Genomic DNA, 24396 nt, shown 5'->3' on the forward strand with positions numbered 1-24396 from the left:
TCAGAAAGGCCGCTCTTTGTGCAGCCCTGGGTCCGCTCCGAAACAACCCTTCCCAGTTCTTTTCTGATAAAGGGAGAGGAGGTATCAGCCATAAATCTTTGCCAGTGAATAGTCATAGGAGCGTAAAGTCATCTCGGCCATACGGCAACTCGTAAAATCAGAGAGAATCCGTTGCTGACCGGCGGTGCCGAACTGTCGATTCAATTGACGATCTACCAACAACTTGTGCAGGCTCTGCGTAAGGCCGGAGATATCACCTGGACGATGTAGAAATCCGTTCTCGCCTGGTATAACGATTTCGGGAGCGCCTCCGGCATAGGTAGCCACCACAGGGCGCGCGAAAAACAACGATTCCAGAATGACATTCGGCATGCCTTCGTATTCGGAAGGTAGCAACAAGACATCGGAAGCGCAAAGTAGTCTCGGAATATCCTTGCGTCTGCCCAGCAGGTGGAAGCAGTCCGCCAGATTATTTTGCTGTATTGCTTCCTTGATGTCCTCCTCCATTGGCCCGACGCCGGCGTGAATGAGGTGCGCATTTGGGAGGAGCCTACGCAGTTGCAGCAGGATGGAAATCATGTCTAGAGGGCGTTTTTCCGGAGATAAACGGAAGACGCAACAGACCAAAGGTGTGTCCGAAGCGATGCCGAGGGACTGCCGAGTCGCCGATATTTCTTGTCGGTGCGGTTTGTGGAAAGCGGCTTGATACACACCATTGGGAATAATGCTGACACGGTCGCGAGAGATGCCGACCCAGTCAGCGTAATCGTGCCCGCCTAAGGTGGAATTGGCTTCAAACGTTACATTGGGATGCATGGCGAGAACGCGGTAGGTCGCATGCATCCAGGGCGCGTACAGGTAGGGCAAGCGGGTAGGATTCATATTTCGGAAGGAAAGGCGGACCAATGGAACACCGGCCAGGAGTCCGGCCCATCCCCCAGAGCAATTCGTATGATCAAGCCAGCAATGCAAGATGTCAGGCGGCGAAGAAAGCAATTCCCCATAAAGTCTTAGAACGTTAATGCGGATTGCTGGTGGTATGTATTGAAAAATCGAGATATCTCGCTTTGTCCACAACAAATGCAACAAGGCTCTAACAATTGCGTATAATCCTGGTGATTTTACTGGAACGTCTGCTTCCTGAAGGTGTGACAAATAATGCTTGTGCGCTGCGCTTTTCAGCTGTTGGCAATAAACACTTACATTCTGACCTCGTGCTTTCAATTCACAGGCAAGAGCAGTAACCTGCCTTTCCGCTCCACCCGATGCCAAGCTGCCGCAATATAAGCTGTGAGATTTTTTCCTCGTCAATGTAAAGGATTTGGCAGGAGATGGCGCGTTAATAGCTTGACTGTCACCCGTTTCTAAGTAGGGTAAGGTCAAAATTTTCCGACTCAGCACGACGCTTATAAGATAAGCAGCATCCGACGCAACTATTTCAGCAACAAAACTAGGTCTATATTTTTTAAAAAAAATATATAAGTTGGCCGCCCAAGCAACATACTTCTTGAGCAATAATAGAATGCTCTCCAAGCAAGAAAGACTCTTTAATATCATGTCGTCATAAAAAAATTTCATCGATACACATAATTTTGTAATGGGTTAATTTCACTCGCTACGGCATTCGGTGGCTTTGGTGAAGGCTGTCATGGCTGGAATATATTACTGGGAGCACATAATATTTAACACTTTGTACACAGTTCGCCAGGAATCAAGGCGGGACACCATTGTTCAGCGGTGGAGTGCTAAGCATTTCATCCCCTGAGTAATAAATCCTTTGAGTTCTCTTGTCACCGTCTTTTGGGGCTGTTTCGAGCATAAAACCGGCAATGTTTCGTGATTTCCCCGAGGACTGCGATTTTAGAAGCCAAGGGGAGACACCTCTCCTCAGCAAACAGCCTTTAGAGGGTCACGTCCGTCAACGTGGTGTAAATTCCGGTGTGCTTGAGGTGGCAATCGGTTAGGCTGCCCTGGGCGGGATTTAGGCTGGCTGCGCCTCGTTGGGTCGGGTGTTGAGTTCGGCCATGGCCTCGACCTGCATGTAGCGGCTTTGCAACTGCCACTCGTCGTTTTGCTCCAGCAAGATGGCCCCGATGAGCCGGATGATGGACTGCTCGTTGGGGAAGATGCCGACCACGTCCGCTCGCCGCTTCACCTCTTTGTTCAACCTTTCCAGCGGATTGGTACTGTGCAGCTTAACCCGGTGCTGTGCCGGGAAGGTCATGTAGGCCAGCACGTCGTGCTCGGTTTCGTCCATGAAACTGGGTAAGCGCAAATTCCGCCCCTTCTACCGAGCTCCCATTGTATCTGGCATTCTTGCCCCAAGCAAGGAGGGGCGAGGATGGCGGAGAGCAACAGGTGTCATGGGGCGGGCTAATGGAGCCAGTCGTTTCGTTGCCAGTCGGCTCGGACTTTCCCTCGTTGTTTGATAGTTATGCCACGCTTTCGCAAGCGCTTTCCGCGAGCCTTGGCGATCGGTAGCTCTTCCCGTTGAGGACAAGCCGGTAGGCACCATGGCGGAGCCGATCGATGGTCGCCGCGCCGAGCAGTTTGTTCTGGAAGGCCTCTTGGCCTGGCGTTCCGACTTGGCCAAATGGAGAATCGCCTTGAGCAGGCGGACCTGCTCCTCCAGTTGGGCGATGTAGCTGGCCTTGTCGACGAGGAGTTCCTTGAGCGCGGCGGGATCGTTGGGCAGGGAAGCGATGTCCATGGCCTGCAAAATATGCAGTCAATTGTTTGAAATGTAAAGACTTTTATCAATAAAGCGTCGAATATCGCAGGCCGGGGTGGCCTCGAATTTGAAGCGGATCCAGCCCTTCGAGCAGCCACCCTAGTTCGCGGGACGTCAGCTCCAGAACCTCCTGGACGGACTCCGGCCAGGTGAAGCGGTGCCTCTCCAGTCGCTTTTGCCAGAGACACAATCCGTTGTTATCCCAATACAAAATCTTGATGATGTTGCGGTCTCGGTTGCAAAAGGCGAACAAATGTCCGGAAAAGACGTCCATCTCCAGATGCTCAGCCACCAGCAGCGACAACCCATTGATGGCCTTACGCATGTCGGTCGTCCCCAGCACCAGAAAGACTTTCGCGCTTGGACCAAGGATGTTCACGCCGAGCGCTCCATCCCGGCCAGGACATCAAGCAACCTTCGCAGTACTGGCGCGACAAAATCTTCGGCGATATCCACCTGGAATCGTTCGCCCACGTGCAGGCGCAGGGGAACATGTCGGCGACCGCCCCTATGGATCCACTGGGTGCTCAGCTAATGGAGCCACGGCGTGCTCCCATAATGTGTAGCGGTCTAGGGTTTCTTGGACAGTTTCGCCCTGAAAGTTATGCCGCCCTGGCGACCTCGGCTTTCTGCTTTTCCCTGACCTGAGCCGGCGATCTGTAGCCGTGCCGACCAATCCGCCACTTGCGGTTGTAGGTTTCCTTGAAGGCCAAAAGCGCCAGCCGGAGTTCCTCGACGGTCTGGAAGCTGCGAATCCAGAGAAGATTTTCCTTGAGGATACGGACAAAGCGTTCGGCGATGCCGTTGCCCTGAGGCTCGCGCACGTAGGACGCCGAGTCCTTGATGCCGAGAAAGGCGATCTCCTGCTGGAAATCATCGGCGATAAACTGGCTGCCGTGGTCGTGCCGCGAGGTCAGCCCCCGAGCCACATCCTGGCCGAAAGCCCCAAAACTGTGACGCACGCCCTGCCGGATCGGCTCCAAGGCCTCGAACCGCGTGCCGCGCTTGGCGGCATGGATGCCGACCAATTCAAGCGAGCAATGATCGATGGCGAAGAATATGGCGGCGTTGCCTTCCACGACGGTAAGCGTTGCGGTCATGTCCGTGCCCCACATCTCGTCCACCCGCTGGGTCTTGATCGTCCCGTCATGGGCCTTGGGACCATGGGGCCGGCCAGGTCGCTTGTAGGCCGAGAGCGCGTTTTCGCGCATGAGGCGCAACGTCCGCGCCGGGGAAGTCCTGATTCCTTTGTCCCGAAGGCCAGCCCAGACCTTTCGATACCCCTCGCCGTGAAAAGGGCTTTCCCGAATCTCGGCCTTGATGCGCTCAACCAGGACCGCATCGCTGTGCCCGCCTTGAGGGCCACGTCGTTTGGACGCAGTAGCCTCGACCGCGCGCCGACGTCGCCAATATACCGTGGAACGAGAGAGCGCCCAGACACGGCAGACCAGCGCCAGCCCGTAGTTCTTCCCTGTGGAGGCCGAGGCGGCTTGGCTCATTTCCTCGACCTCCCTCGGGCTAAAGGGCGGTTTTGCTCCAGCCGGGCGATCTTTTCGCGAAGCAGCTCGTTTTCCATGGCCTGCTCGCCGATCTTCTCCCGGAGTCGGCCGACTTCAATGGATTCCCGTGCTGGCTGCGGCTTGAGACCCGATTCCCCGGCCTCCAGGAAGGTGTCGCGCCACTGGGACAACGTCGCGGCGGTCACCCCCAACTCCCGGCTCACCAAGTCAATGTCCTCGCCTCGAAGCAGCCGGAGCACGGCCTGGGTCTTATGACGCGCCCAAAATCGCTTGGGCGCTCCTTCCTCTCTCTGCATACGACACCTCCCGAGCGGCAGATTCATACCGCCAAGTTGGTGTCCAAGAAAACCCTAGGCCAATCCAAATGGAGCCATTCCGTGCTCATCTAATGGAGCCAGGGCAGCCGTAAGCGACCGGGTTTCGGACCTTCGAGACGCCGCGTACTTTTTCCCGATTCACAAACGGGAGGAGCGCGGGATGTCTAATCGGAGGTTCGAGATGTACGAGTATCGTCAAGCCCTTGTTCGGATGCGCCTTGGCGAGTCCGACAGGCAGATCGCAAAGACCGGCCTGATGGGGCGCAGAAAACTCGCCCACGTCCGTGAGACAGCCGAATCGCAAGGATGGCTCAATCCAGCGGCGTCCGTGCCCGCTGACGCGGACCTTGCTTCGTTTTTTCCTGGCCGGGCATCGAAGCAGCCATCCACTTCCAGTATCATCCCCTTCCAAGACGACGTCCGGGACTGGGTCAAGCAGGGCGTTGCCGGCTGCACGATCCACCAAGCCCTGATTCGCAAGCACGGTTTATGACCGAAAGTTCCAGTACCTGACCAGGGTGGACCTGCTCGTCATTGACGATTTCGGCCTCAAGCCGCTGTCCTTGAACCAGGATGAGGATTTTCACGACGTGGTGGCCGAGCGCTACGAACAGCACCCGACGATCATCACCAGCAATCTGGACTTTGAGGAATGGGGAGTACGCCGAGGTGGTCTGGGACCAGAAGGTCGAGACCTGGCTTGGCTGCCACCGCCGGGCCTTTGAGTTCTTCGGCGGCGTCCCGGCGCGGATTGTCATCGACAACCCCAAGTGCGCCATCACCAAGGCCTGCTACCATGATCCAGAGGTACAGCGGGCCTATGCCGAGATAGCCGAGGGCTACGGCTTCCTCATCTCCCCTTGTCCGCCACGGGACCCCCAGAAAAAGGGAATCGTCGAGTCCGGGGTCAAGTACATCAAGAACAACTTCCTGCCCTTGCGTGACTTCCGAGACATCGCCGACGCCAACCGCCAGTTGCTAGAGTGGATCATGGGCACGGCCGGCAACCGTGTCCACGGCACCACCCATGAGCGGCCGCTGACGCGTTTTGCCGAGGCGGAACACCGGGAAAACCGGTCGTGCTCTTTCGCTATCATCCGAGCCGGGCCGGCAACGTGGCTGCGGAAATTCTGGGCGACTTCAAAGGCTATCTGACACAGACCGACGGCTACAGCGGCTACGAGGCTCTGGGCGAACGGGAAGGTCTGCGCCACCTCGGCTGCATGGCCCATGTCCGGCGCAAATTCGTCGAGGTCGAGAAGACTGCCGGCAAGAAGGGCAAGGGCGGTACGGCCCATGCCACCCTGGACCTGATCGGCAAGCTCTACGACGTGGAGCGCCAAGCCGAAAAGCAGCAGCTCAATCCGGAGCAGATCAAGGTCCTGCGAGCCGAAAAATCCAGGCCGATCCTGGACAAGCTCAAGGCGCTGCTCGATGCCCGCGCTGCCACCACCCCGCCCAAGAGTCTGCTCGGCAAGGCCATCGGCTATGCCATCAAACAGTGGGAGCGGTTGGTCGTCTACCTGGAAGACGGCCGACTGCGTCCGGACAACAACATCGGTTCAGGCGCGGTTGCCATGTCTGCTTGAGCCGACGCGAGCAGCGGCACGGGGACGATGGTGACGAAAGACGCGACTCCACAGTCGTCCGTTGCCCCTAAACGCTTCCGCCAATAGCTCAAGGAACTCTGAGACAGACCATGCCGCCGGCAGTATGCTCCTTGGCTCAGGCCGCTCTTGTGCCAAGCCGCAATATGTTCAGACCAGTAAGCCGCCTTCTTGGAACATCCCTCTGCTGCTGATGTGGCCATGGTCGTCCTCCTGTGGGATAAACCATGACAGAAAACTCAAGCGGCGTAAGAAGGGCCTGATTGACCGGTTACACAGTAACTGGTATAAGGCGACTTCGTCGCCGAGGCCAGAAGCGGCGCATCAACTGGCAAGCCTTCAGTCCAATCGTCAGCCTGTGGATCCCCACGCTCAAAGTCATGCATCCTCATCCAAACCAGTGCTTTTACGCCAAACACCCGAGGCAGGAGCCTAGTGCGGTAGTTCCGCTCGCTGGGATCTGTGCGGGGGCCATCCGAAAGGGTGGTCCCTACCGCGACCTTTCAATGACGATTAGTTATCATTGACATGCGACCGATATCTTTGCTTTTTATAAAGCTTTGAAACGATTTTGTATCAACAACTATAAGCTCCATTAACTTTGACACCAAACGATTGGCGTTGGCATTTGGATGATGGTCAACCCTGCTAAGTGCAAAATTTACAAGCGGTTCGTTTGTTTGTTGAAACAAATCATTTAAATCAAAGACCGTTAATTGATGAGATTTCAGTTCTTCCTCAACCTGCTTATTTATTTTGGCCGCAGAAGAAGTCCAATCATTTTGGAATATTGGCCAAATAAGCGCAATGCCTTCACATCGATGTTCATTTAACCATAATTCCATTCTTCTAAGTGCCGCACTCACGTCCTGCCATCCTGCCTTGTTCTTGTCATGTTGCGCAGCAAGATAGTCCGATGTTGTGGCGAAATGTTCTTCTATTAGTCTAAAGCTCTTGATGAATCTGTAGTATGCATAAGAACCAGCACTTGTTATTAGAATGCGATTTAACTCTTTGTACCACATTGGTTCATCGGCTGGTGTTATTGTTAATGGGTGAGTTTCGGCGTCATTCATCACATAGTTAAGAAAAACTAGGTCTGGTTGCAATTTATCACCATCATGCAAAAGGACATCAACCTCTTCTTTGGTGTTCATTCCGCAGTGCCCTAGGTTGTAAACCTCTACGTTTGCTGTATCTCGTAGGAGTTTAGTGATCTGCCTCTCCAATAAATACCCCATGGTCTGTTGGCGCGATAATCCAGCTCCTTCAGTATATGAATCACCAATTAAAACGATACGATACGTATTGTCAGGCTTTGGAATAATAAAATCGCGGTCACGATGGCCGAAGTTGTTTAAGGGGAAATATACTCGATCAGGCCAAAAAAATTTTTCGCCTGGATTGTTAGCCCAAGACGTGTAAACAGGAAAAATGCGAGCTGTGGTTTCTATCATTACTGTTGAAACTGAAAGCATAAACCAAACATTTAGCAACACATACAAAAATTTGTTTGTTTTTGCACATGAATAACATAGATATGATAAATACATGCCAAAACCAGTCCAAAGCGTAAATAGGAATAGCATAGCGGTATAAAAAACTATCCCCCACCATGCGGACACATTGACAACATTGGAACGATATAACAACAGAACAAAAACACCAAAGAAAGGCATGAACTTTGCAAATCTGATTTTTGTTTTGACAGGGATGGACGCAGCTTGAACAGCTGGGACGACAACTAGGCCAGCAATCAATAAAAAAATGGTCGCAATTGCTATCATACTAAAGATAGTATGTGATGGAGTGTACGCCAAAACGATGCTATATTTACGACCATTCGTATTTGGGTCACTATTGTCACTGGTAGAAAATAAAAGTTCATCCCCCCAGTGCGAATACCGACCTTTCCCATCTTGAATTATATTTAAATGTATAGAATGAGGTGGCCCAAGAAGCATGTTCTCTTCATATAAGTTCACCTGCCAAATGCTATTCCATGAAAGAGGAAGGTTATCAGAGTATAGTCTATAAAATGGAATGGCTACAGACCACATGTTACGATCTACCTGAGTAAATGAATCTCGTAATATCTTTTCTTGTGGCGGCAATAAGTATCGCCAGCTAAAAATAATAATCAGAACGGCGACGACGAAAAATATTATAAATGATAGTTTTTTGGCAGAGCGCATCTTTAAGACTCCTGGCGTCAGATATGAGACCACTGCACAATTCTTTGAGGTCCCTGAATTCCGTCTTTCTGGTCTTTTTCGAGGGGAAGATCGGCAGTTAAGCGTGATTTTCCGCCGATCTCAGGCGATTTATCACCTCCTTTGGCTGCTTTCGCCGCCAAAGGAAGCACTTATCCTCAGCATGCAGCCTTTAGAACGGCTTTTTTTAGGTTGAAAGCCATGGCGTTGAGGAGAAACTCCAGCTCGACCTTGGCCCGTCCGAGATACCTCGCGCGGTGAAATCCATAGCCGCGCTTGAGGGTGCCGAAAACTCGCTCGACTTTCGCGCGGACGCTGCTGATTTGACGGTTGGCGATTTTTTCCGAAAGAGTCAGCTCCCGGTTACGAGCGGCCTTGTGCATGATGCCGTCAGCAAGGCCTCGAACCTGAAGCACATAGCGATTGAGTTGGCTGCTGTATCCCTTGTCCGCGAAAATACTCTCGCCGGCTTTCGCATCGACCTCATCCAGGACGGCGACAAATTCTTCTGTGTCGGACCGGTTTGCCGGCGTGGCATGGCCGCCGAGGACAAAGCCGTCCCGAGTATCCGTGGCGGCGTGGATTTTGTACCTGTAATACGCGCGATTACCCTTGCGTAGCCAGGCTGCCTCGGCGTCATCGGAGTAGCTGATCGTCACATCCGTCCCGCCCTCGTTGTCTTCCTGGCGATCCTGCGGGAGCACGTCGAGCACCTTGAACGGCCGGCGCGCGGACGAAACGACGCTGACATCGACGATGGCTCCTTCCCGGACGAGGAGGCCACGTCGCTGCAACTGGTGGTTCAGCTTGTCCAGCAGGCGTTTTTGCACATTGCGCTCAACGAGGCTCTGGCGGAAGCGGCAGATCGTAGTGGCGTCGGGAACTTCGTCGTGATCCAGGGAGAGGCCAACGAACCGGACGAAGGAGAAGCGGTCGTACAGGGCCTCTTCCACCGCCGTGTCGCTGAGGGTGTACCAACGCTGGAGGAGCAGGATTTTGAACATGGGAAGCGGCGGATAGGCCGGATTGCCAACGGCGTTGGCCACCCGTTTGAGCGTTTTGCGCAAAAGCTTTTCCAGCGGGTTCCAGTCGATGAGGCGATCAATCTCGTCGAGAAAGCACTCTTTGCGCTTGCGACGGGCAACAACGTAGTCAGCAATGCCGGGCTTGGAAGAAGTGCGTTCGCTCATGCTCGCCTCCATCGAATTCGATGGAAAAAATATACGCTAACTATGTATTTTTACAAGACTTTATTGAAACTTACTGTGCATTGGTCTCGATATACATGTCGCGGTATTGATTTTCTATGTTCGCCACCTGCTTCGCCATGTCTCAATATGTCCAGCCCAATACGCCGCCTTTTCGGATCTATGCTCCGTTGCTGAGACTACCATGGTCGTCCCTCCTGGGGACACTCCATGCCAGAAAATTCAGGAGGCGTAAGAAGGGGGTCTTTTGACGGCTACCCTGCTTCTTCAGTTTTTTCGCTGGCGACTTATTACTCAGAGCGTAAAATATTTAACTAAGCGGCTTTGGCATAGGCGACGTATTTCCCTTCAAAATACTTCTTCACTATGTGCGGACAACGCTGCAGACTGCGCAGGAAGCCTCTCAGCTTGCCCTTCAGCTCTGGCTTGTCTTTGGCCTTTCCATCACGAAAAATTCTACTTTTCAGAACAACCTTTTTTCGAGGGGATTACCATCTGAACTTTTTCAATACCGCGAGCGCAAATTCAACCCCTCGCTGAAAGGTGTCTTTTACCTAACCTGAGCGATTCAGACTTCTGTCGGCACAGAAAATCTTTCCCAATACGCCGAAATATATTACAAATAGTTCCGTCGCCATGGCGCAATTGTCGTCACCCAACAGGTGGAGCTGTCCATGTCCCGGTCCAAATTCAAAAGTTCCCGTCGCATCGATGCCGTTGAAGTCACATCCGATTGCCTGACTGGGCGGGCCGGACTCCATCTCTTTGCTCGTTATGCGCGGGATTGAGCTTTACCCGCATCTTGACCGGCTCTTTGGCTCCATGCGGAAGCATTCCAAAGGACATCCGATCATCGACCTCTTCATCCAGGTATTCTGTTTCTTCTTCGACGGGACCAGCCGACACCTGACCCACTTCGACAGCTTGGCCAAGGACGCAGGATACGCTGCCACTATCGAGTTCGCTCCGCAGGAAATGGTGTCATCCCATTCTGTTAAGCGGTTTTTTCAAGCGTTTTCTTGGCCTCGCATATTTCTGTTTCGCCGCCTACTTCTTCAACTTTTTCTCTGGCGGCTCAAGATGATCAAACCGCCTGTCGTCATTTTGGGTCTCGACACTATGGTCATGGACAACGATGATGCCCCCAAGCGCCATGGCGTCAAGCCGACCTACAAAAAAGTTCTCGGTTTCCAGCCTCTTCAGATGACCTGGGGAAGGTACATCATTGATGCCGTATTCCGGGGTGGAGACAAGCATTCCAACCACGGAGACACGGCGGCAAAAATGATCCAGCATGCCGTGCACCTCATCAGAACCCGCTACGCTACGGACGTCCCCATCATCATCCGGATGGATTCAGGCTTCTGCGACCAAAAGCTCATGAAAACCATAGAAGCGCTCGACGTTGGCTATGTCTGTGGCGGGCGCTTTCTTGCCGAAATAAAAGGGCTTATTGAATCCACGCCGCAAGAAAATTTTCAGCGCCACTTTGGCCGCTCCGACGAGGACATCTGGGAATTCTTTGAGTTCGGCGATCGGCGGGGAACCTGGAACCGCTTCCGGCGGGTGATCTTCTGGCGACCGTTCCTTGAAGAAAAACAGTTCCTTCTCCCGGGAAGCCGGCCAGGCACACTCGCGTACACCAACCTCGGTATGGGCTTCGCCGTGGACGAACAGCTCGAAAAGGCTGGACTCTCCGGCATGGTCCAGGCGGAAGGTGTTATCGCCACCTATCATGGCCGGGGTGCGGATGAACTCGTCCATCGCTCCTTTAAGGACTTTGGCTTCGAGGAGTTGCCCTTTTTGCGCTTTGCCCCGAACGCGGCCTTCTATTATTGCATGCTGGTGGCCTTTTTCCTCTTCGAAGCTTTCAAAGAGGACGTCACGACTCCAGTCGTCCCGGTAACGGCCATGCCAGTCACCCTGCGCAGAAAGCTCGTCGATGTCGCCGCCAAGATCGTCACACATGCCGGCAGGACCATCCTCAAGCTCACAGATGTGGTCATGGAGACCCTTCATTTCAAAGAACTGTGGAAGCTTTGTCTCAGCGCTCCGAAATTTGCTTGGTCCTGATCGCTGATCCGATTGCACGCGATAGCTGACGGGAGAGTTGCGTCTTGCGCCAGCCACAAGCAGAACATTTCCCTGCAAACGACATCCCTGGACTCACATCCAACCCTCGAAATGTCGTTTTACCTCTCGTCCTCGCTGATAAGCCTCCAAAACTTCGTCAGGATGCACGGACACTGCCTCTGCAGAGCGTCAAACGATCAATTTAGGAATGACTAGATCAATTCAGTGTTGTGGGGCACTTCAAATATTTTCTTCCGATCAATTGATTGTATTTCTATTGATTTTGAATCTTTTGCCTGCAACAGTTTGCGAAGATGGGCATTAAACGTTGAGTATGCCAATGTCAACTTCCCCTGATCTGCCAATTTATCGTAGATGTGCTTATTGGCGTACCCTTTATTGTGCATATCCAGAATCTCGATCTGGCAAGATCTAAATTCTACACGGCCCATACATCGGGCAATGCGACCTGATTTAGCCATGGTTCTCTCCTGGTTATTCTTTTATCATATTTTATGATCCGTTAGTAGTCAATGACAACTGGTAGCAGTTTATCCGATTAGAAGTGAGCATAACCGATCTTATTCAAGCCCATACTTGCCGATAGTGTCGCTGGCAAATAAGGTCGAAATGATGACAGAGTGCGCGAAGGCAGGACAGGTAAGGTACAAGTACCTTCCGTCCTGTCCTGCGGGACGCTGCTTATTCGCCTGTGGCTCAACGCGTGTGGGGCGATTCGTTCGCAAGTGACCTCAACGAACTATTTTGTTTAATATGTCCATTTGGACTGTACCTTATCCTGACGTCAGAAATACGCCTCATACATTGTCCGATTAGAGTTTCCGTTTCCATTTATTGACATAAAACCAACGAAGTCATAGAGTCTTTCCTGACGCTTTGGCGTCGGGAGGCATCGTGCAGGGCCAACGCATCGGCTACGTCCGTGTCAGCAGTCTGGACCAGAACCCGGGACGGCAGCTTGAGCTGGTCCGGGCGGATAAGGTGTTCGTCGACATGGCCTCGGGCAAGGACACACGGCGGCCGCAGCTTGAAGCGTTGCTCGATTTCGTGCGCGAGGGCGACGTGGTGGCGGTGCACAGCATGGACCGCCTGGCCCGCAACCTCGACGATCTGCGCCGTTTGGTCCAGGGGCTGGTCCGGCGCGGCGTGCGCGTCGAGTTCGTGAAGGAAGGCCTGCATTTCACCGGCGAGGATTCGCCCATGGCCCAGCTGTTGCTGTCGGTGATGGGCGCGTTCGCCGAATTCGAACGAGCCCTGATCCGGGAACGCCAGCGCGAGGGGATCGCCCTGGCCAAGCTGCGCGGCGCTTACCGGGGCCGCAAGAAGAAGCTCTCGTCCGAGCAGGGGGCCGAACTGCGCCGCCGGGCCGCCGCCGGCGAGAAGAAAGCCCAGCTCGCCCGCGAGTTCGGCGTCAGCCGCGAAACCTTGTATCAGTATCTCAAAACGGGCGGCTGAGCCCGCCGCGTCGACCAATGCCGCCCGCTCGGCAACAGGCGGCGGTCCAAGCGGCTCCACCTGTTTTCGGGCCGGCGTACCCCGGCTACCTGGCCAGCGGCCGGGCCGGCACGCCGCCGACCACTTCGCCGCCGGCTACGTCCCGGGTCACCACCGCGCCGGCGGCGATGACCGCCCGGTCGCCGATGGTCACCCCGCCCACCACCGTGGCCCCGGCCCCGATCCACACATTGTCGCCGATGACGATGGGCGAGCCGACATAGTCCTGATCGATGGAGGATAGGTCGTGCCGGCTGAAATCATGGTCCCCGGTGACCAGGGTCGCCCCCGGCCCGATCAGCACCCCTTCGCCTAAAAACAGTCCGCCCTGGCCCGAGGCCAGCACGCTGCCCACCCCGACCCAGCAGCGCGGCCCCAGCCGGATGCCCTCGCCGGGCACGGCCCGGGACACGTAAGAACACACATACGCCCCGCGCATGACGCGGCAGCAATCCCCGATCTCGATGGCCGCCCGGGAGGCGTGCAGCCGCGCGCCCCGGTCGATGTAGACCGAGGCCCCCAGGCGGATGGTGGCGGCATGGAACAGCTCCACCCCGTCCTCGATGACCGGCCGGGCCGAACCCGGGGCCAGAAGCGGCCGGTAGGCCACATGGCGCAGGGCGATGCCGGGCAGGCCCGGGATCCAGCCCAGGAGCCATTGGGGAAGTTGTTCCAGGACGTAGCGCCCGGGCGTGGCCGCCCGGGTCCGCAGATAGGCGGAAAGGGCCGAGGCGTCGGCCTGGCCCATGTAGTCGCGAAGGCTTTCTGTCATGGTGGGATCATAACGGCGGCGCGGCCGTTGGCGGGTTGCAGGTTTCGGGACGGCGGTCCCGGTCGCGTCCGGCAGCGACGTCGGACCGTTTGCCGGGGGAAAGGGGGCATAGGTGTTGCCTCGCTATACCCTCGGTGCTATGTGCCTTGCACCGCACTATGCAAGCAATCCCCCCACAACAACTTTTTTGCGAGGCCTTCGCCGGCCGCCGCGTGTTGATCCTTGGCGGCCTGGGCTTTATTGGTTCGAGCCTGGCCTTGCGCCTGGCGGCCTGCGGGGCCAGGATCACCCTGGCCGACGCCATGATCGAGGAATACGGCGGCAACCCGCGCAACATCGCGCCCATCCGGGACGACGTCGTCATCAACTATTGCGACATCCGCGACCGCGCCGCCATCGAATGGCTGGTCCGGGACCAGGACTACGTCTTTCACAGCGCCGCCCAGGTCTGCCACCTCAAAAGCCTGTCCGATCCTTTCCCGGACATCGACATCAACATTCGCGGGACGGCCGTGGTCATGGAAGCCCTGCGGCGCTTCAATCCGGGTTGCAAGCTCATCAAGCTCGGCTCGCGGGGCCAATACGGTTCGGTGCTCAAACTTCCGGCCGACGAGGACGAGCGCCCCGATCCCAAGGGCATCTACGAGATTTCGCTATTGGCCGCCGAACACATCATTTCCAGCTACAGCCGCAACCACGGCATCCGTTGCGTGCTCTCCCGGCTGACCAACATCTACGGCCCCCGGGCCCAAATGCGCCACAACCGCTTCGGCGTGGCCAACTGGTTCATGCGCCTGGCCCTGGACGGCCAGACTATCCCCATTTTCGGCGACGGCCGCATCAAGCGCGATTTCCTCTACATCGACGATTGCGTCGACGCCCTGCTGGCCCTGGCCGTCACCCCCGAGGCCGAAGGCGAGGTTTTCAACATCGGCCACGACGCCCCGTCCGACTTCCTGACCCTGGCCCAGTGCATCATCGAGGCGGCCGGGACCGGCGACATCGCCTTCACGCCCTTTTCCCCGGAACGCAAGGCCCAGGAGCCCGGGGATTTCTATTCCAACATCGCCAAGATCACCCGGGTGACGGGTTGGCGGCCCACCACGCCCCTGGCCGAGGGCGTGGCCGAGACCCTGGAATTTTACCGCGCCAACCAGGAGCATTACTGGTGACGCCCGGTGTCTTCGTCCATCCCCAGGGGATTTGCCAGTCCGACGCCGTGGGGGAAGGTTCGCGCATCTGGGCCTTTGCCCATGTCCTGCCCGGGGCCGTCATCGGCCGCGACGCCAACATCTGCGATTTCGTCTTCATCGAGGGCGGGGTCGTCCTGGGGGACCGGGTCACGGTCAAGTGCCACGTGGCCCTGTGGGACGGCGTGCGCGTGGCCGACGACGTGTTCATCGGGCCGTCCGCCGTGTTCGCCAACGACCGCCACCCCCGCAGCAGGCGGTACGTGCCGGCCCTGGCCACCACCCTGGGGCGCGGCTGCTCCATCGGGGCCGGCGCGGTGCTGACGCCGGGCGTCGTCGTCGGGGAGTGGGCCATGGTCGGGGCCGGGGCGGTGGTGACCCGCGACGTGCCGCCTTTTACCCTGGTGATGGGCAATCCGGCCCGGCCGGCCGGGCTGGTGTGCCGCTGCGGCGGCCGCCTGGAGCCCACGGGCGACGGTTTCCGCTGCCTGCTTGGCGATTGGACGGGCCGGGCGCCCTCGGCCGCCATGGTTTGCCGCGCCCTGGAGTCGGCGTGAGCGCGCCGCGCCGCCGGGGCGGCCGGCCGCGTCTGGCCGTGGTGGTGCCGGTCTATGGCAACGAGGGCAGCCTGCCGGAACTCTACCGGCGCATCGTGGCCGCTGTGGACGGCCTGGGCTTCGAGTTCGTGCTCCAGTTCGTCAACGACCGTTCCCCGGACAATTCCCAGACGGTGCTGGAAGCCCTGGCCGCCGCCGATCCCCGGGTCTGCGTCCTGCTGCTCTCGCGAAACCACGGTTCGTTCACGGCCATCACCGCCGGCCTGGCCCAGACCGCCGATTGCGACGCCGCCGTGATCCTTTCGGCCGATCTGCAAGACCCGCCGGAAATGATCCCGGCCATGGCCGCCCAGTGGCGGGCCGGCAAGAAGGTCGTGCTGTGCTCCCGGCGCACCCGCCAGGACCCAGGGATGACCAAATTCCTGGCCCAGGCCTTCCATTGGCTGTACCGCAAGGCCGTCATGCCCGAGATGCCGCCCGGGGGCTTTGACTTCTGCCTCATCGACCGTTGCGTGACCCGGGTCATTCTCCAGTCGTCGGAGAAGAAGACGAGCCTCATCGGGCTGATCGTCTGGGCCGGCTTTGACCGGGCCGTGCTGGAATACGACCGGGCCGAACGGGTCCATGGCCGGTCCATGTGGACCTTTGCCAAGAAGCTGTCCTACGCCTTCCATTCCGTGGTGGCGTTTTCGTCGTTTCCGCTGCGCGTGTTCGTGTTGCTGGGGCTGGTGATGTCGCTACTCAGCGCCTGCGGCATCGTCTATGCCGTGGTGGCCACCCTGGCCGGCGTCATCACCATTCAGGGCTGGGCTTCGGTCATCGTGCTGGAACTCGTCATCGTGGCCGCCCTGTTCCTCGGATTCGGCATCCTTGGCGGCTATCTATGGAACAACCTGGAACAAACCAGGACGCGCCCCCTCTTTATCATCGAAAAGGTCGTCGGCGGCCAAAACGGCCCCCAGCCGAGCCGGGCGGCGTCTGGCGAGCGGCCGGCCGCCGGTCGGAGGCCGCGCCTTCGACTCACCTCCAGCTTCCAGCGGCCGCGAGCGCCAGCCGGCCGTCGACGGGGTTGTTGACCTTCCAGCCGCCACGAGCGCCGTCGTCGGCAGGGCGGACCGTTTCCCGCGTGCGCGCCGGCCGCGAACGCGTTCACCTCAGCGAAAGCCCCGGGTAACACCATGAAAATACTCCTGCTCAATGTTCCCGACGCCCACGTCGGCAAAACCACGGACGATTGGGATCTCGAGGCCACCGACATCGGCGTGTTCCCGCCCATGGGCATCCTCTACATCGCCGGAGCCTTGCAGGCCGGGGGAAAACACGAGGTCGCGCTCATCGACTGCATCCTCGACCGCCTCGATCCCGAGGAGGCGGTCTCCCGGGCGGCGGCCCATGACCCCGACGTGGTGGGCCTGACCGTCTATACCCCGACCCTGTACGACGCCCTCATCCTGACCCGGCGGCTGCGCGAGCGCCTGCCCCGGGCCCGCATCGTCTGGGGCGGCCCCCATGTTTCGCTGTATCCCGACGAGTCCATGGCCCAGCCCGAGGTTGACTACCTGGTGCTGGGCGAGGCCGAGGAATCCTTTCCGGCCTTTCTTGACGCCCTGGAGCACGGCCAACCCTTCGACCACATCCCGGGCATCGTCTGGCGCGAGGGCGCGACCGTGCGCCGCTCCGGCGAACCCGGCTACGTCCGCGACATCGACGCCATCCCCTTCCCGGCCTTCGATCTGCTGCCCTTCAAGCGCTATTTCAGCGCCATCGGCACCGGAATGCCCGTGGGCACCATCTGTTCCTCCCGGGGCTGCCCCTTCCACTGCACCTTTTGCTGCAAGCCCTACTCCACCTACCGTTCGCGTTCGGTGGACAACATTCTTGACGAGATCGCGGCCTATTACGCCCAAGGCATTCGGGAATTCTTTTTCTTCGACGACCTGTTCAACGCCTCGGCCAAACGGGTGTCGGCCATTGCCCAGGGCATTATCGACCGGAGATTTTCCATTGTCTGGTCATTTCGCGGCCGGGTGGACGCCATCAACGAGGACATGCTGCGCCTGGCCAGACGGTCGGGCTGCCGCCAGGCGCTTTTCGGCGTGGAAGACGCCACCGACGAGGGTCTCAAGCGGATCAACAAGAAGATCACCGTGGAGCAGGTGCGCCGGGCCGTGCGCCTGTGCCGCAAATGCGGCATCCTCACCAGCACCAACTGGATCATCGGCTTTCCGCACCACAAAACCCGGGAAGACGTCCTGCACCTGATCGACACGGCCGTGTCCATTGATTCCGATTTCGCCCAGTTCAACATCATGATCGCCTATGACGGCACGGCGATCTTCCAGGAAGGCGTGGCCAAGGGCCTTTTCTCGCCCGACATCTGGCGCGGGCACGCCGCCGCGCCGGTGCCCAACTTCGTCGAACCCATCTGGGAGGAACATCTCTCCAGGGCCGAACTGTCGCAACTGCTCAAGCAGTGCTACCGGCGCTTTTATTTCCGTCCCCTGTCCATCCTGCGAAAGCTCCTGCGGGTGCGCCGGTTCGGCGAGCTGGCCCTGTTCGCCAAAGGCGCCCTGACCCTTCTGGGCATCAAGGGGTACCATCGCAAGACCCATCAGGAAGGACAAAGCCGCTTCGTCGATCCCGCCTGACGGCGCGTACGCCATGCAAAAACGCCTGCTTGCCCGTCTCGCCGCCGTACTGCTGGCCTTTGTACCGGCCCTTGTCGCCATGGGGCTCGTGGCGCACTATTTCCAGGCCGATCTGACGGCCTTTTGTCCGGCCTACGACGTGGACCAATACATGTACGTCGTCGAGGCGCGGACGTTTGCAGCGGCCGGGTTTTCCGGCGGCTATTACGGCAGCGGCGGCCAGACCGCCAAGTTGCTGCGCTTTGGCCCTCATGGCGCGGTCCATGCGCTGGTCTACGGCGGCCTGGCCAAGCTTTTGGGCGGCTGGCGGGACTGGCTGGTTCCGGTCCTGAACTTGGCTTTTGTCACCCTGGCCTTGCTCGGCCTGGGCCGCAAGCTGTCCCTGGGCCGCTTCGCCTGTCTGACGGCGTTTTTCTGCCTGTTCCCCCAGACGCTGCTGTACCTGCCCCTGTCCTATCAGGAGGCGTTCCAATACGCCGTGGCCTTGCTGCTGGCCCTTGGCCTTAGCGGCTATCTGCTCAAGGCCGCCGCCGGCGCGGCCAGCGGCCGGGACATGGCCTGGGCCCTGGGCCTAGTCTTTCTCGCCGGCCTGTCGCGCCCGACCTGGGCGGTGCTGTTTCCGGCCCTGCTGTGGGCCCGGGCCAAACCGGGCTGGCGCGGGTTGGCCTGGTCCCTGGCCGGCGGCGGCGGGTTGCTGGCGGCGACGTACGGGGCCTTTTCCCTGTTCGCCTCGCCCTGGCACGTCGCCAGCGGCCCGGGCATGCTCCAGGCCTTGGCCCGCCTGGATTTCGGACCGCTCTTGCACCAGGCCGGCGGCAATCTGGCCAGCCTGCTCAATTTCCAGGACAATGCCGTCAACACCCTCAATCTCCTCATCATCGCCGGAGGCACGGGGCTTTTGGCCGCCGTCTCCTGCCTGGGGAAGCCCCGCCGGTTCGGCCTGGCGGCCTTTCATGTCTGCAACGTTTTCGGACCCCTGGCCCTCTATGTCGTCGCCTACAACGGCACGGGCTATCAATTGACGCGGCTGCTCTCCGCCCATTTCCTGCTGTCTTTCGCCATGTTCCTGCTTGGCGCGCCGGCCGGAGCGGCGCGCTGGGCGGCCGGGCCGATTTTGGCCGCCTGCCTGGGCATGTTGCCCATGTCACTAAAATCCTTCGTTATCTTCGTGCGTCCCGCCTATGACGACTACGCTGGCTACGCTCGCCGGATCGACGCCCTTCGCCGGGATATGGCCCCGGCGCTGCTACTGTCCAAGGACGCGCCCTCGCCCTGGCTGCGCACCCTGGCTGTTGTCTCGGGAGATGAGACCCTGCCTTCCCTGGCCGCCCCGGATTGCTACGGCGTTCAGGTTTATGTCCCGTCCAGCCTGGACGCGCCCCTTAGGGCTGGCTTCGTGCTGCTGGACGCCAAGGCCCATGCCCTGGCCGCCAAGGCCAACGCCCTGACGCACGTGGCCGACACCGCTCACGGCGCATTGTACCGCAACGACGTGGCATTCGGCTTTGCCGGGAAATGAGGGACAGGACGTGAGGGCGACGCGACAAGCTTTTTTCCTGCTGGGGTTGCTCGTCGTGGGTCTGGTCTTTCTGACCGCCTCGGGACCGGGATGGCACGAGGCGTGGTGTCTGCTGGTCCTTCCCGGCCGGAGCGCGCCGACGGCCAAGACCAGGCTCTTGGCCTGCTCCAACATTGAGCAGGACTTCGAGGCCTTCGACGCCGTGGACACGCCGGCTTCGGAGAACGGCTGGTCGGTGCTTTCACCGCGCGGCGACAAGGCGGTCGTGCGGGTGCGGCTGCGCAAGAGCACGGAGGGGGCCGTTTTCTATCCGCGTTTGCGCGGCCCCGGGGCGGTGATCGCCGTCAATGAGGCCATGGGCGACATGCGTCGGGAATTGTTCCGGATGTCCCGGACCGACGCAGGCTGGACGGCGATCGGCGAACAGCAGTCCCTGTGTTTGCGCTGCGTCGAAAACGGCTGGTCGGACGAAGAGTTCGAGGTGACCGTGGAAATCGAGCTGCAGGGACAGGGAGCGCAGCTTTGGCATAAGGATAATATAGTATTTTTTTAAAATGTCATGACCATTAAAATGATCGCTCCGCAAAACCAGCCTAAGTATTGGGGCGGCAATCTGGAAACCGTCGGATTGTTCGATCTATCCGTGACGCCGGACTCCTACGGCGAATGAGAAGGCAACCCATGCAGCATGCTCACAAATACGTCGCCGGCCTTGCGCTGTTCGTCGCTGTTCTCTCTTTCGCGGCCCAGGGTGCGTCGGCCGCAGGCGCTGGGTGGACTACCCCGCCAGCCAACACCATTTTGCAGCGAAACGGCGACGGCGTCGCCGATTTGCGCTTCGCCCTTGCGCCAGGTGGGCCCAAGACCGAGGTGACGCTGTCGCGTCCCGGGCAAAAGCCGCCGCTATTGCGGCAAACCCTGGGCAAGGGAAAGACCACGGGGACTTTTCCCAAGGTTTCCGGGGGGCTTTACGACCTGTGCGCGCGGCCCCTGGACAAGGCGGATGCCGCCAAGGATTGCCGGCGCGTCGGCGTCGGCGAAGTCTTTTTGGTGGCGGGCCAATCCAACGCCGTCAGCACCGATCTGAGCCACAAGCGCCACGCCAGCCAGACGGGCATGGTGGCCGTCAACGACTACCACGGGGATTTGGACAAGGTAAAAGCCGAGGAAGGCAAGCCCGTCGTCGACCGCCTGGTCTTTACCGGACCCGATGCCGCCATCACCGCCAATGTCTGCTGGATGCGCCTTGGCGACCTGCTCGCTGCGAAATATCAGGTTCCCGTGGCATTCGTGAACGTGGCCCGGGACGCCACCAACTCCGACTGCTGGAATCCGGCGTCAGGGGAATGCTGGCCGCTTTTCGAACAGACCCTGGCCCGGGGAACGTATCGGGCTGTTTTATGGCATCAGGGCGAATCCGATGTGATGTGGAACTTTTCCCAGGAAAAGAGCTTTGAAAACATCAAGAGCCTGATTACCGCCAGCCGCAAAATTGCGCCGGGCATCCCCTGGTTTGTCGCCCATAATTCCTTAAAAAACGAAACACCTTACGCGCAGCAGCCAGTGCGTCAGGCCCAAGCGGCCCTGGCCGCCCAGGGCCTGGCCTGCGCCGGCCCGGATACGGACGTCATCCGCGACAATCCTGACTGGGTCGGTGTGGCCGATTTCGGCGCAGAAGGGTTGACGCGCCATGGCGAGCTCTGGTTCCCTGTCGTGGATGCCTTTTTGCGGGAGGGCACGTGTCGGGGGGCGTTTGGGGAGTGAGCTTCACGTCGCCCGGCAGGCCGGCCCCTGGCTGACGACGCCCCGAACCGTTGCCGAGCGCCGCCAAAGGAGACGCCCATGGGACTGACCAACGCCACGCTTCGCTATCTCGCCGGGAAGCAGGCGGCCCTCGGATTGCGGCCGGGCGCGCGTCTGCTCGACATCGGGCTTTCCGAATTGCGTTGCCATGGCGACGCGGCGGCCCTGGCCGGATTCCTGGACGCCCTGGCCCCGGACACGGGGCGTGCGGCCGACGACCTCGCGCCGTTTCTGGAGCATTGCTATCTTGGGGACGTTTGCCGGCGTTTCGGCATCGACTATGTCTGCTACGAGGTTTGCGGCGAGCAGCCATTTACGTTTTTCGACTTCAACCGCGATAGCGTGGCCGAGGATCAGCAGGGGCGATACGATCTCATTTTCAATCTAGGCACGTCCGAACACATCCTTAATCAGTATAATTTCTTTAAATCCGTCCACGAGCTGTGCGCTGTCGGCGGCGTCATGCTGCACATCCTGCCGTTTAGCGGCTATCTGCACCATGGCTTTTTCAACTATCAGCCCAAGCTCTTTTTTCGCCTGGCCGAACACAACGGCTATGCCGTGACCGATTTCCAGGTGGCCGACGAAGACGTTGTCCAGCGCCTGGACGCCATCATCCGCGACAACGCCTCCCAGCCGGATATCGACCGCGTCGCCGCCTCCCACGCCTGTTCCCAGGCCTCCATCCACGTCGCCTTGCGCAAGGACGCCGACGTCCCCTTCGCCCCGCCAAGCGACCATGTCTTCATCGGCGTGGAACCCGGCCTTCGGGCCGGCCTGGCCATCGGCCCCGACGGGCCCCAAGCCCGCGCCCTGCTGGCCGATTTTCCGCATCTCGCCGCGCGCACGCGTTGCCTGTGGACCACCCGCGCCCCGGCCGGACCGGAAGCGGGACCGATTCCGACCCGGCCCGCGCCGCGCACCCTGGCCGAACTCCAGGCCGCCTGCTCCACCCTGGTGATCGCCGACCGTGACGATCCGGTCCTCATGGGACTGGGGCGGGCCGACATCGTGCCCTGGGTGGACGGCGACGTCCTGCGCGCCATCCTGTCCGGCCGGGCGGCCTGCCTGCCCGCCGGCGGCGAGGTGGCGGCCATGCTGGCGCGCCAGCCTGTTCTCAAGACCTGGCTTGGCCGGATCTACGACAACGATCCGGCCAAGGCCGGAACCACCCTTGAGGGAATCACGGTGCGGCAGCTGCCGGACGCCGCGACCCTGGCCGAGGAGGTCGACGTGCTGGTCGTGGCCTCCGAAGCCCACCAGCGGGCCATCATGGCCCAGCTGGAGCCGTTTCGGCGGCTGGGCGGCACGGTGTTGGCCAAGGGCCGTTTCCTGCGCCTGATGCAGGACCTGTGCGCCGAGGCCTTGCCCCGCACGTAGCCGTCGAAACTCCCGTCAGACCGGCGTCGGCCAGGCCTTGTCGATGAGGCCGTGGGCCGCCATGCCTTCCAGACATTCCCTGACCACGGCAAAGGGCGACCCGGTCTTGCGGGCGATGTCCACGGCCGACGTCTGGCCGTCGAGGCTGAACAGCACCTGCATGAGGCTCATCTTGAGCCGGGCGTAATCAAAGCCGTAGCGGGAAAAGCACAGCTCCCCCTTGAAAAGCGGCGTCGGAACATGGTCGTATTCGAGCATGTCCACGATGGCCAGGACCAGATCCCGCGAGGCCTCCAGGCTGCCCGGGACCAGACGTTCCGGGCAATCGAGGCTGGTGTGGTACTCGTTGAAGGGATACTCCGGGTGCCCCTGGGGCAGGGTCCGGCTCAAGGACGCCATGGGCACGCGTATCCCGGGAGCGTTGAACATGCGCTCGTCGTTGAGAATGACCGTGAGGAAATCCCCGACGGCGTGCTCCCGGCCGTCGTCGCGCAGGGCCAGGGCGGCGCATCGGTCCATGATCGAGTCGCCGGGGGCGGACTTCTGCAGGACGTGGCCGTGCCCCGTGCCGAGCATCTCCAGAAACAATCCCCCCCGCATGGTCGGAATCAAGGCCTCGTTGTGGCTGAGATAGGCCGCCGAGCCGATGGTTTCCGGCAGGATCACCAGCCGGTAGGTGTAGCGGCGGCGCGGCAGCCGGGCCAGGCGGCGCATGACGTCGATGCCGACCGCCACCCCCGAGAGGTCGTCGTTGACCATGGCCGGATGGCACAGGTGGGCGCAGAAAACGAAGCAGTCGTCGCTTTGGCCGGGCAGCACGGCCTCGCCCACCTTGAGGGTTCCCGGCGAGAAGGCGGCGTCGATGACCACGCGGTAGCGCGCCTCGGCCAGGGAGTCCTTGAGCGCCTGGGTGCAGCACAGGCCCCAGTCCCGGGTATAGTAGAAAAACCGGAACGGCACCGCGTCGGGCAACCGGGGATGGACATGGAGCCGGGGCAGGAGTTCCTCGCGCGTGATTTCCCCGCGAAAGGGCGTGGAATAGGACGCGACGTGCAGGGGATTGTCCCGGCTGGTCAGCAGCACCCGGCCGTCCAGGGTCTCCAGCCGGGCCTCGCGGCAATGCCATTTCTCGGGCACGGTCCAGGTGAAGCAGGGCGTGCCGGTGGGATACTCGTGGATGGTCATGGGCAGCTGGCCGGCCAGGGCGCGCAGGGCGTCGTCGTAGCCCTCGGACACCAGGTCGCGGGGCAACCGCCACAGGGCCTCGATCATTTGGATCATGGACGCGTTTGGGGGCAGCGTGGGCGGCGTTATCGTGTCGGCCATGGATTGGACGGTCCTTT

General features: G+C 59.5%; 18 protein-coding genes and 6 pseudogenes. 14 read left to right on the top strand and 10 right to left on the bottom strand.

Features of this window, described 5'->3' with window-relative positions; translation table 11 throughout:
• Positions 1-84: 84 nt before the first annotated feature.
• From C3Y92_RS20470 to C3Y92_RS20490, 4 genes and pseudogenes are all read right to left on the bottom strand, one after another.
• Positions 85-1533 (bottom strand): glycosyltransferase, encoded by a 1449-nt coding sequence (locus C3Y92_RS20470; RefSeq protein WP_165352183.1) that lies wholly within the window; start codon positions 1531-1533, stop codon positions 85-87.
• Between the two features lie 448 nt (positions 1534-1981).
• Positions 1982-2272, bottom strand: a pseudogene (locus C3Y92_RS20475) (transposase); the annotation flags it as partial.
• Between the two features lie 484 nt (positions 2273-2756).
• Positions 2757-3110, bottom strand: a complete 354-nt coding sequence (gene tnpB / locus C3Y92_RS20485; protein WP_235669734.1) for an IS66 family insertion sequence element accessory protein TnpB — start codon at positions 3108-3110, stop codon at positions 2757-2759.
• Positions 3111-3333: 223 nt separating this feature from the next.
• Positions 3334-4574: pseudogene (locus C3Y92_RS20490) on the bottom strand (IS3 family transposase).
• A gap of 175 nt (positions 4575-4749) precedes the next feature.
• Between C3Y92_RS20490 and C3Y92_RS20500 the strand changes: the two are divergent.
• The 4 genes and pseudogenes from C3Y92_RS20500 to C3Y92_RS20515 all read left to right on the top strand — a co-directional run.
• The gene (locus tag C3Y92_RS20500; protein WP_235669737.1) at positions 4750-5061 is read left to right on the top strand and encodes a hypothetical protein; all 312 of its coding nucleotides are present in this window, start codon (positions 4750-4752) and stop codon (positions 5059-5061) included.
• Positions 5057-5227, top strand: a pseudogene (locus tag C3Y92_RS20505) (ATP-binding protein); the annotation flags it as partial. The gene C3Y92_RS20500 and the pseudogene C3Y92_RS20505, both read left to right, overlap by 5 nt.
• A pseudogene (istA, locus tag C3Y92_RS20510) lies at positions 5226-5630 on the top strand (IS21 family transposase); the annotation flags it as partial. The pseudogenes C3Y92_RS20505 and istA, both read left to right, overlap by 2 nt.
• Positions 5621-6142 (top strand): annotated as a pseudogene (locus C3Y92_RS20515) (IS66 family transposase); the annotation flags it as partial. The pseudogenes istA and C3Y92_RS20515, both read left to right, overlap by 10 nt.
• Here C3Y92_RS20515 and tnpA read toward each other — a convergent pair.
• The 3 genes and pseudogenes from tnpA to C3Y92_RS20530 form a co-directional block, all read right to left on the bottom strand.
• A pseudogene (tnpA, locus tag C3Y92_RS21860) lies at positions 6118-6378 on the bottom strand (IS66 family insertion sequence element accessory protein TnpA); the annotation flags it as partial. The pseudogenes C3Y92_RS20515 and tnpA sit on opposite strands and share 25 nt — an antisense overlap.
• Before the next feature lie 300 nt (positions 6379-6678).
• On the bottom strand, positions 6679-8370 hold the full coding sequence (locus C3Y92_RS20525) for an SGNH/GDSL hydrolase family protein (RefSeq protein WP_129356049.1): 1692 nt from the start codon (positions 8368-8370) through the stop codon (positions 6679-6681).
• A gap of 176 nt (positions 8371-8546) precedes the next feature.
• Positions 8547-9578 carry an IS5 family transposase gene (locus C3Y92_RS20530; protein WP_165352184.1) on the bottom strand — a complete coding sequence of 344 codons (1032 nt, stop codon included), beginning with the start codon at positions 9576-9578 and terminating at the stop codon, positions 8547-8549.
• Positions 9579-10370: 792 nt separating this feature from the next.
• On the opposite strand from C3Y92_RS20530, the gene C3Y92_RS20540 reads away from it, so the two are divergent.
• Positions 10371-11669, top strand: coding sequence for an IS1380 family transposase (locus C3Y92_RS20540; RefSeq protein ID WP_408021681.1), 1299 nt, complete (start codon positions 10371-10373; stop codon positions 11667-11669).
• Between the two features lie 212 nt (positions 11670-11881).
• Here the strand turns inward: C3Y92_RS20540 and C3Y92_RS20545 are convergent, their stop codons facing one another.
• On the bottom strand, positions 11882-12151 hold the full coding sequence (locus C3Y92_RS20545) for a TraK family protein (protein WP_129356053.1): 270 nt from the start codon (positions 12149-12151) through the stop codon (positions 11882-11884).
• 433 nt (positions 12152-12584) lie between these two features.
• Between C3Y92_RS20545 and C3Y92_RS20550 the strand changes: the two genes are divergently transcribed.
• The gene (locus tag C3Y92_RS20550) at positions 12585-13145 is read left to right on the top strand and encodes a recombinase family protein (RefSeq protein WP_129356055.1); all 561 of its coding nucleotides are present in this window, start codon (positions 12585-12587) and stop codon (positions 13143-13145) included.
• An 85-nt stretch (positions 13146-13230) separates the two neighbouring features.
• Here C3Y92_RS20550 and C3Y92_RS21775 read toward each other — a convergent pair whose 3' ends face one another.
• Positions 13231-13956, bottom strand: coding sequence for an acyltransferase (locus tag C3Y92_RS21775; protein ID WP_129356057.1), 726 nt, complete (start codon positions 13954-13956; stop codon positions 13231-13233).
• 158 nt (positions 13957-14114) lie between these two features.
• Between C3Y92_RS21775 and C3Y92_RS20560 the strand changes: the two genes are divergently transcribed.
• The 8 genes from C3Y92_RS20560 (at position 14115) to C3Y92_RS20595 (ending at position 23053) form a co-directional block, all read left to right on the top strand.
• Positions 14115-15128 (top strand): NAD-dependent epimerase/dehydratase family protein, encoded by a 1014-nt coding sequence (locus tag C3Y92_RS20560; RefSeq protein ID WP_129356059.1) that lies wholly within the window; start codon positions 14115-14117, stop codon positions 15126-15128.
• On the top strand, positions 15125-15703 hold the full coding sequence (locus tag C3Y92_RS20565; protein ID WP_328591082.1) for an acyltransferase: 579 nt from the start codon (positions 15125-15127) through the stop codon (positions 15701-15703). Before C3Y92_RS20560 ends, C3Y92_RS20565 begins: the two co-directional genes overlap by 4 nt.
• Positions 15700-16779, top strand: coding sequence for a glycosyltransferase (locus tag C3Y92_RS20570; protein WP_165352185.1), 1080 nt, complete (start codon positions 15700-15702; stop codon positions 16777-16779). The genes C3Y92_RS20565 and C3Y92_RS20570 overlap by 4 nt, the downstream gene beginning before the upstream one ends.
• Positions 16780-16881: 102 nt before the next feature.
• Entirely contained in the window at positions 16882-18351 is a 1470-nt protein-coding gene (locus tag C3Y92_RS20575; RefSeq protein ID WP_129356063.1) for a B12-binding domain-containing radical SAM protein, read from the top strand.
• Positions 18352-18364: 13 nt separating this feature from the next.
• The gene (locus tag C3Y92_RS20580) at positions 18365-19870 is read left to right on the top strand and encodes a hypothetical protein (RefSeq protein ID WP_129356065.1); all 1506 of its coding nucleotides are present in this window, start codon (positions 18365-18367) and stop codon (positions 19868-19870) included.
• Positions 19871-19880: 10 nt separating this feature from the next.
• On the top strand, positions 19881-20423 hold the full coding sequence (locus C3Y92_RS20585) for a hypothetical protein (protein ID WP_129356066.1): 543 nt from the start codon (positions 19881-19883) through the stop codon (positions 20421-20423).
• 128 nt (positions 20424-20551) lie between these two features.
• On the top strand, positions 20552-21634 hold the full coding sequence (locus C3Y92_RS20590; protein ID WP_165352186.1) for a sialate O-acetylesterase: 1083 nt from the start codon (positions 20552-20554) through the stop codon (positions 21632-21634).
• A 78-nt stretch (positions 21635-21712) separates the two neighbouring features.
• Positions 21713-23053 (top strand): class I SAM-dependent methyltransferase, encoded by a 1341-nt coding sequence (locus tag C3Y92_RS20595; RefSeq protein WP_129356070.1) that lies wholly within the window; start codon positions 21713-21715, stop codon positions 23051-23053.
• A 15-nt stretch (positions 23054-23068) separates the two neighbouring features.
• On the opposite strand, the gene C3Y92_RS20600 is transcribed toward C3Y92_RS20595, so the two are convergent.
• A complete protein-coding gene (locus C3Y92_RS20600; protein ID WP_129356071.1) occupies positions 23069-24379 on the bottom strand; it encodes a DUF4910 domain-containing protein in 1311 nt (436 codons plus the stop codon).
• Between the last annotated feature and the right edge of the window lie 17 nt (positions 24380-24396).

This window comes from Solidesulfovibrio carbinolicus (assembly GCF_004135975.1).
In the GTDB taxonomy this organism is placed as follows: Bacteria; Desulfobacterota; Desulfovibrionia; order Desulfovibrionales; family Desulfovibrionaceae; genus Solidesulfovibrio; species Solidesulfovibrio carbinolicus.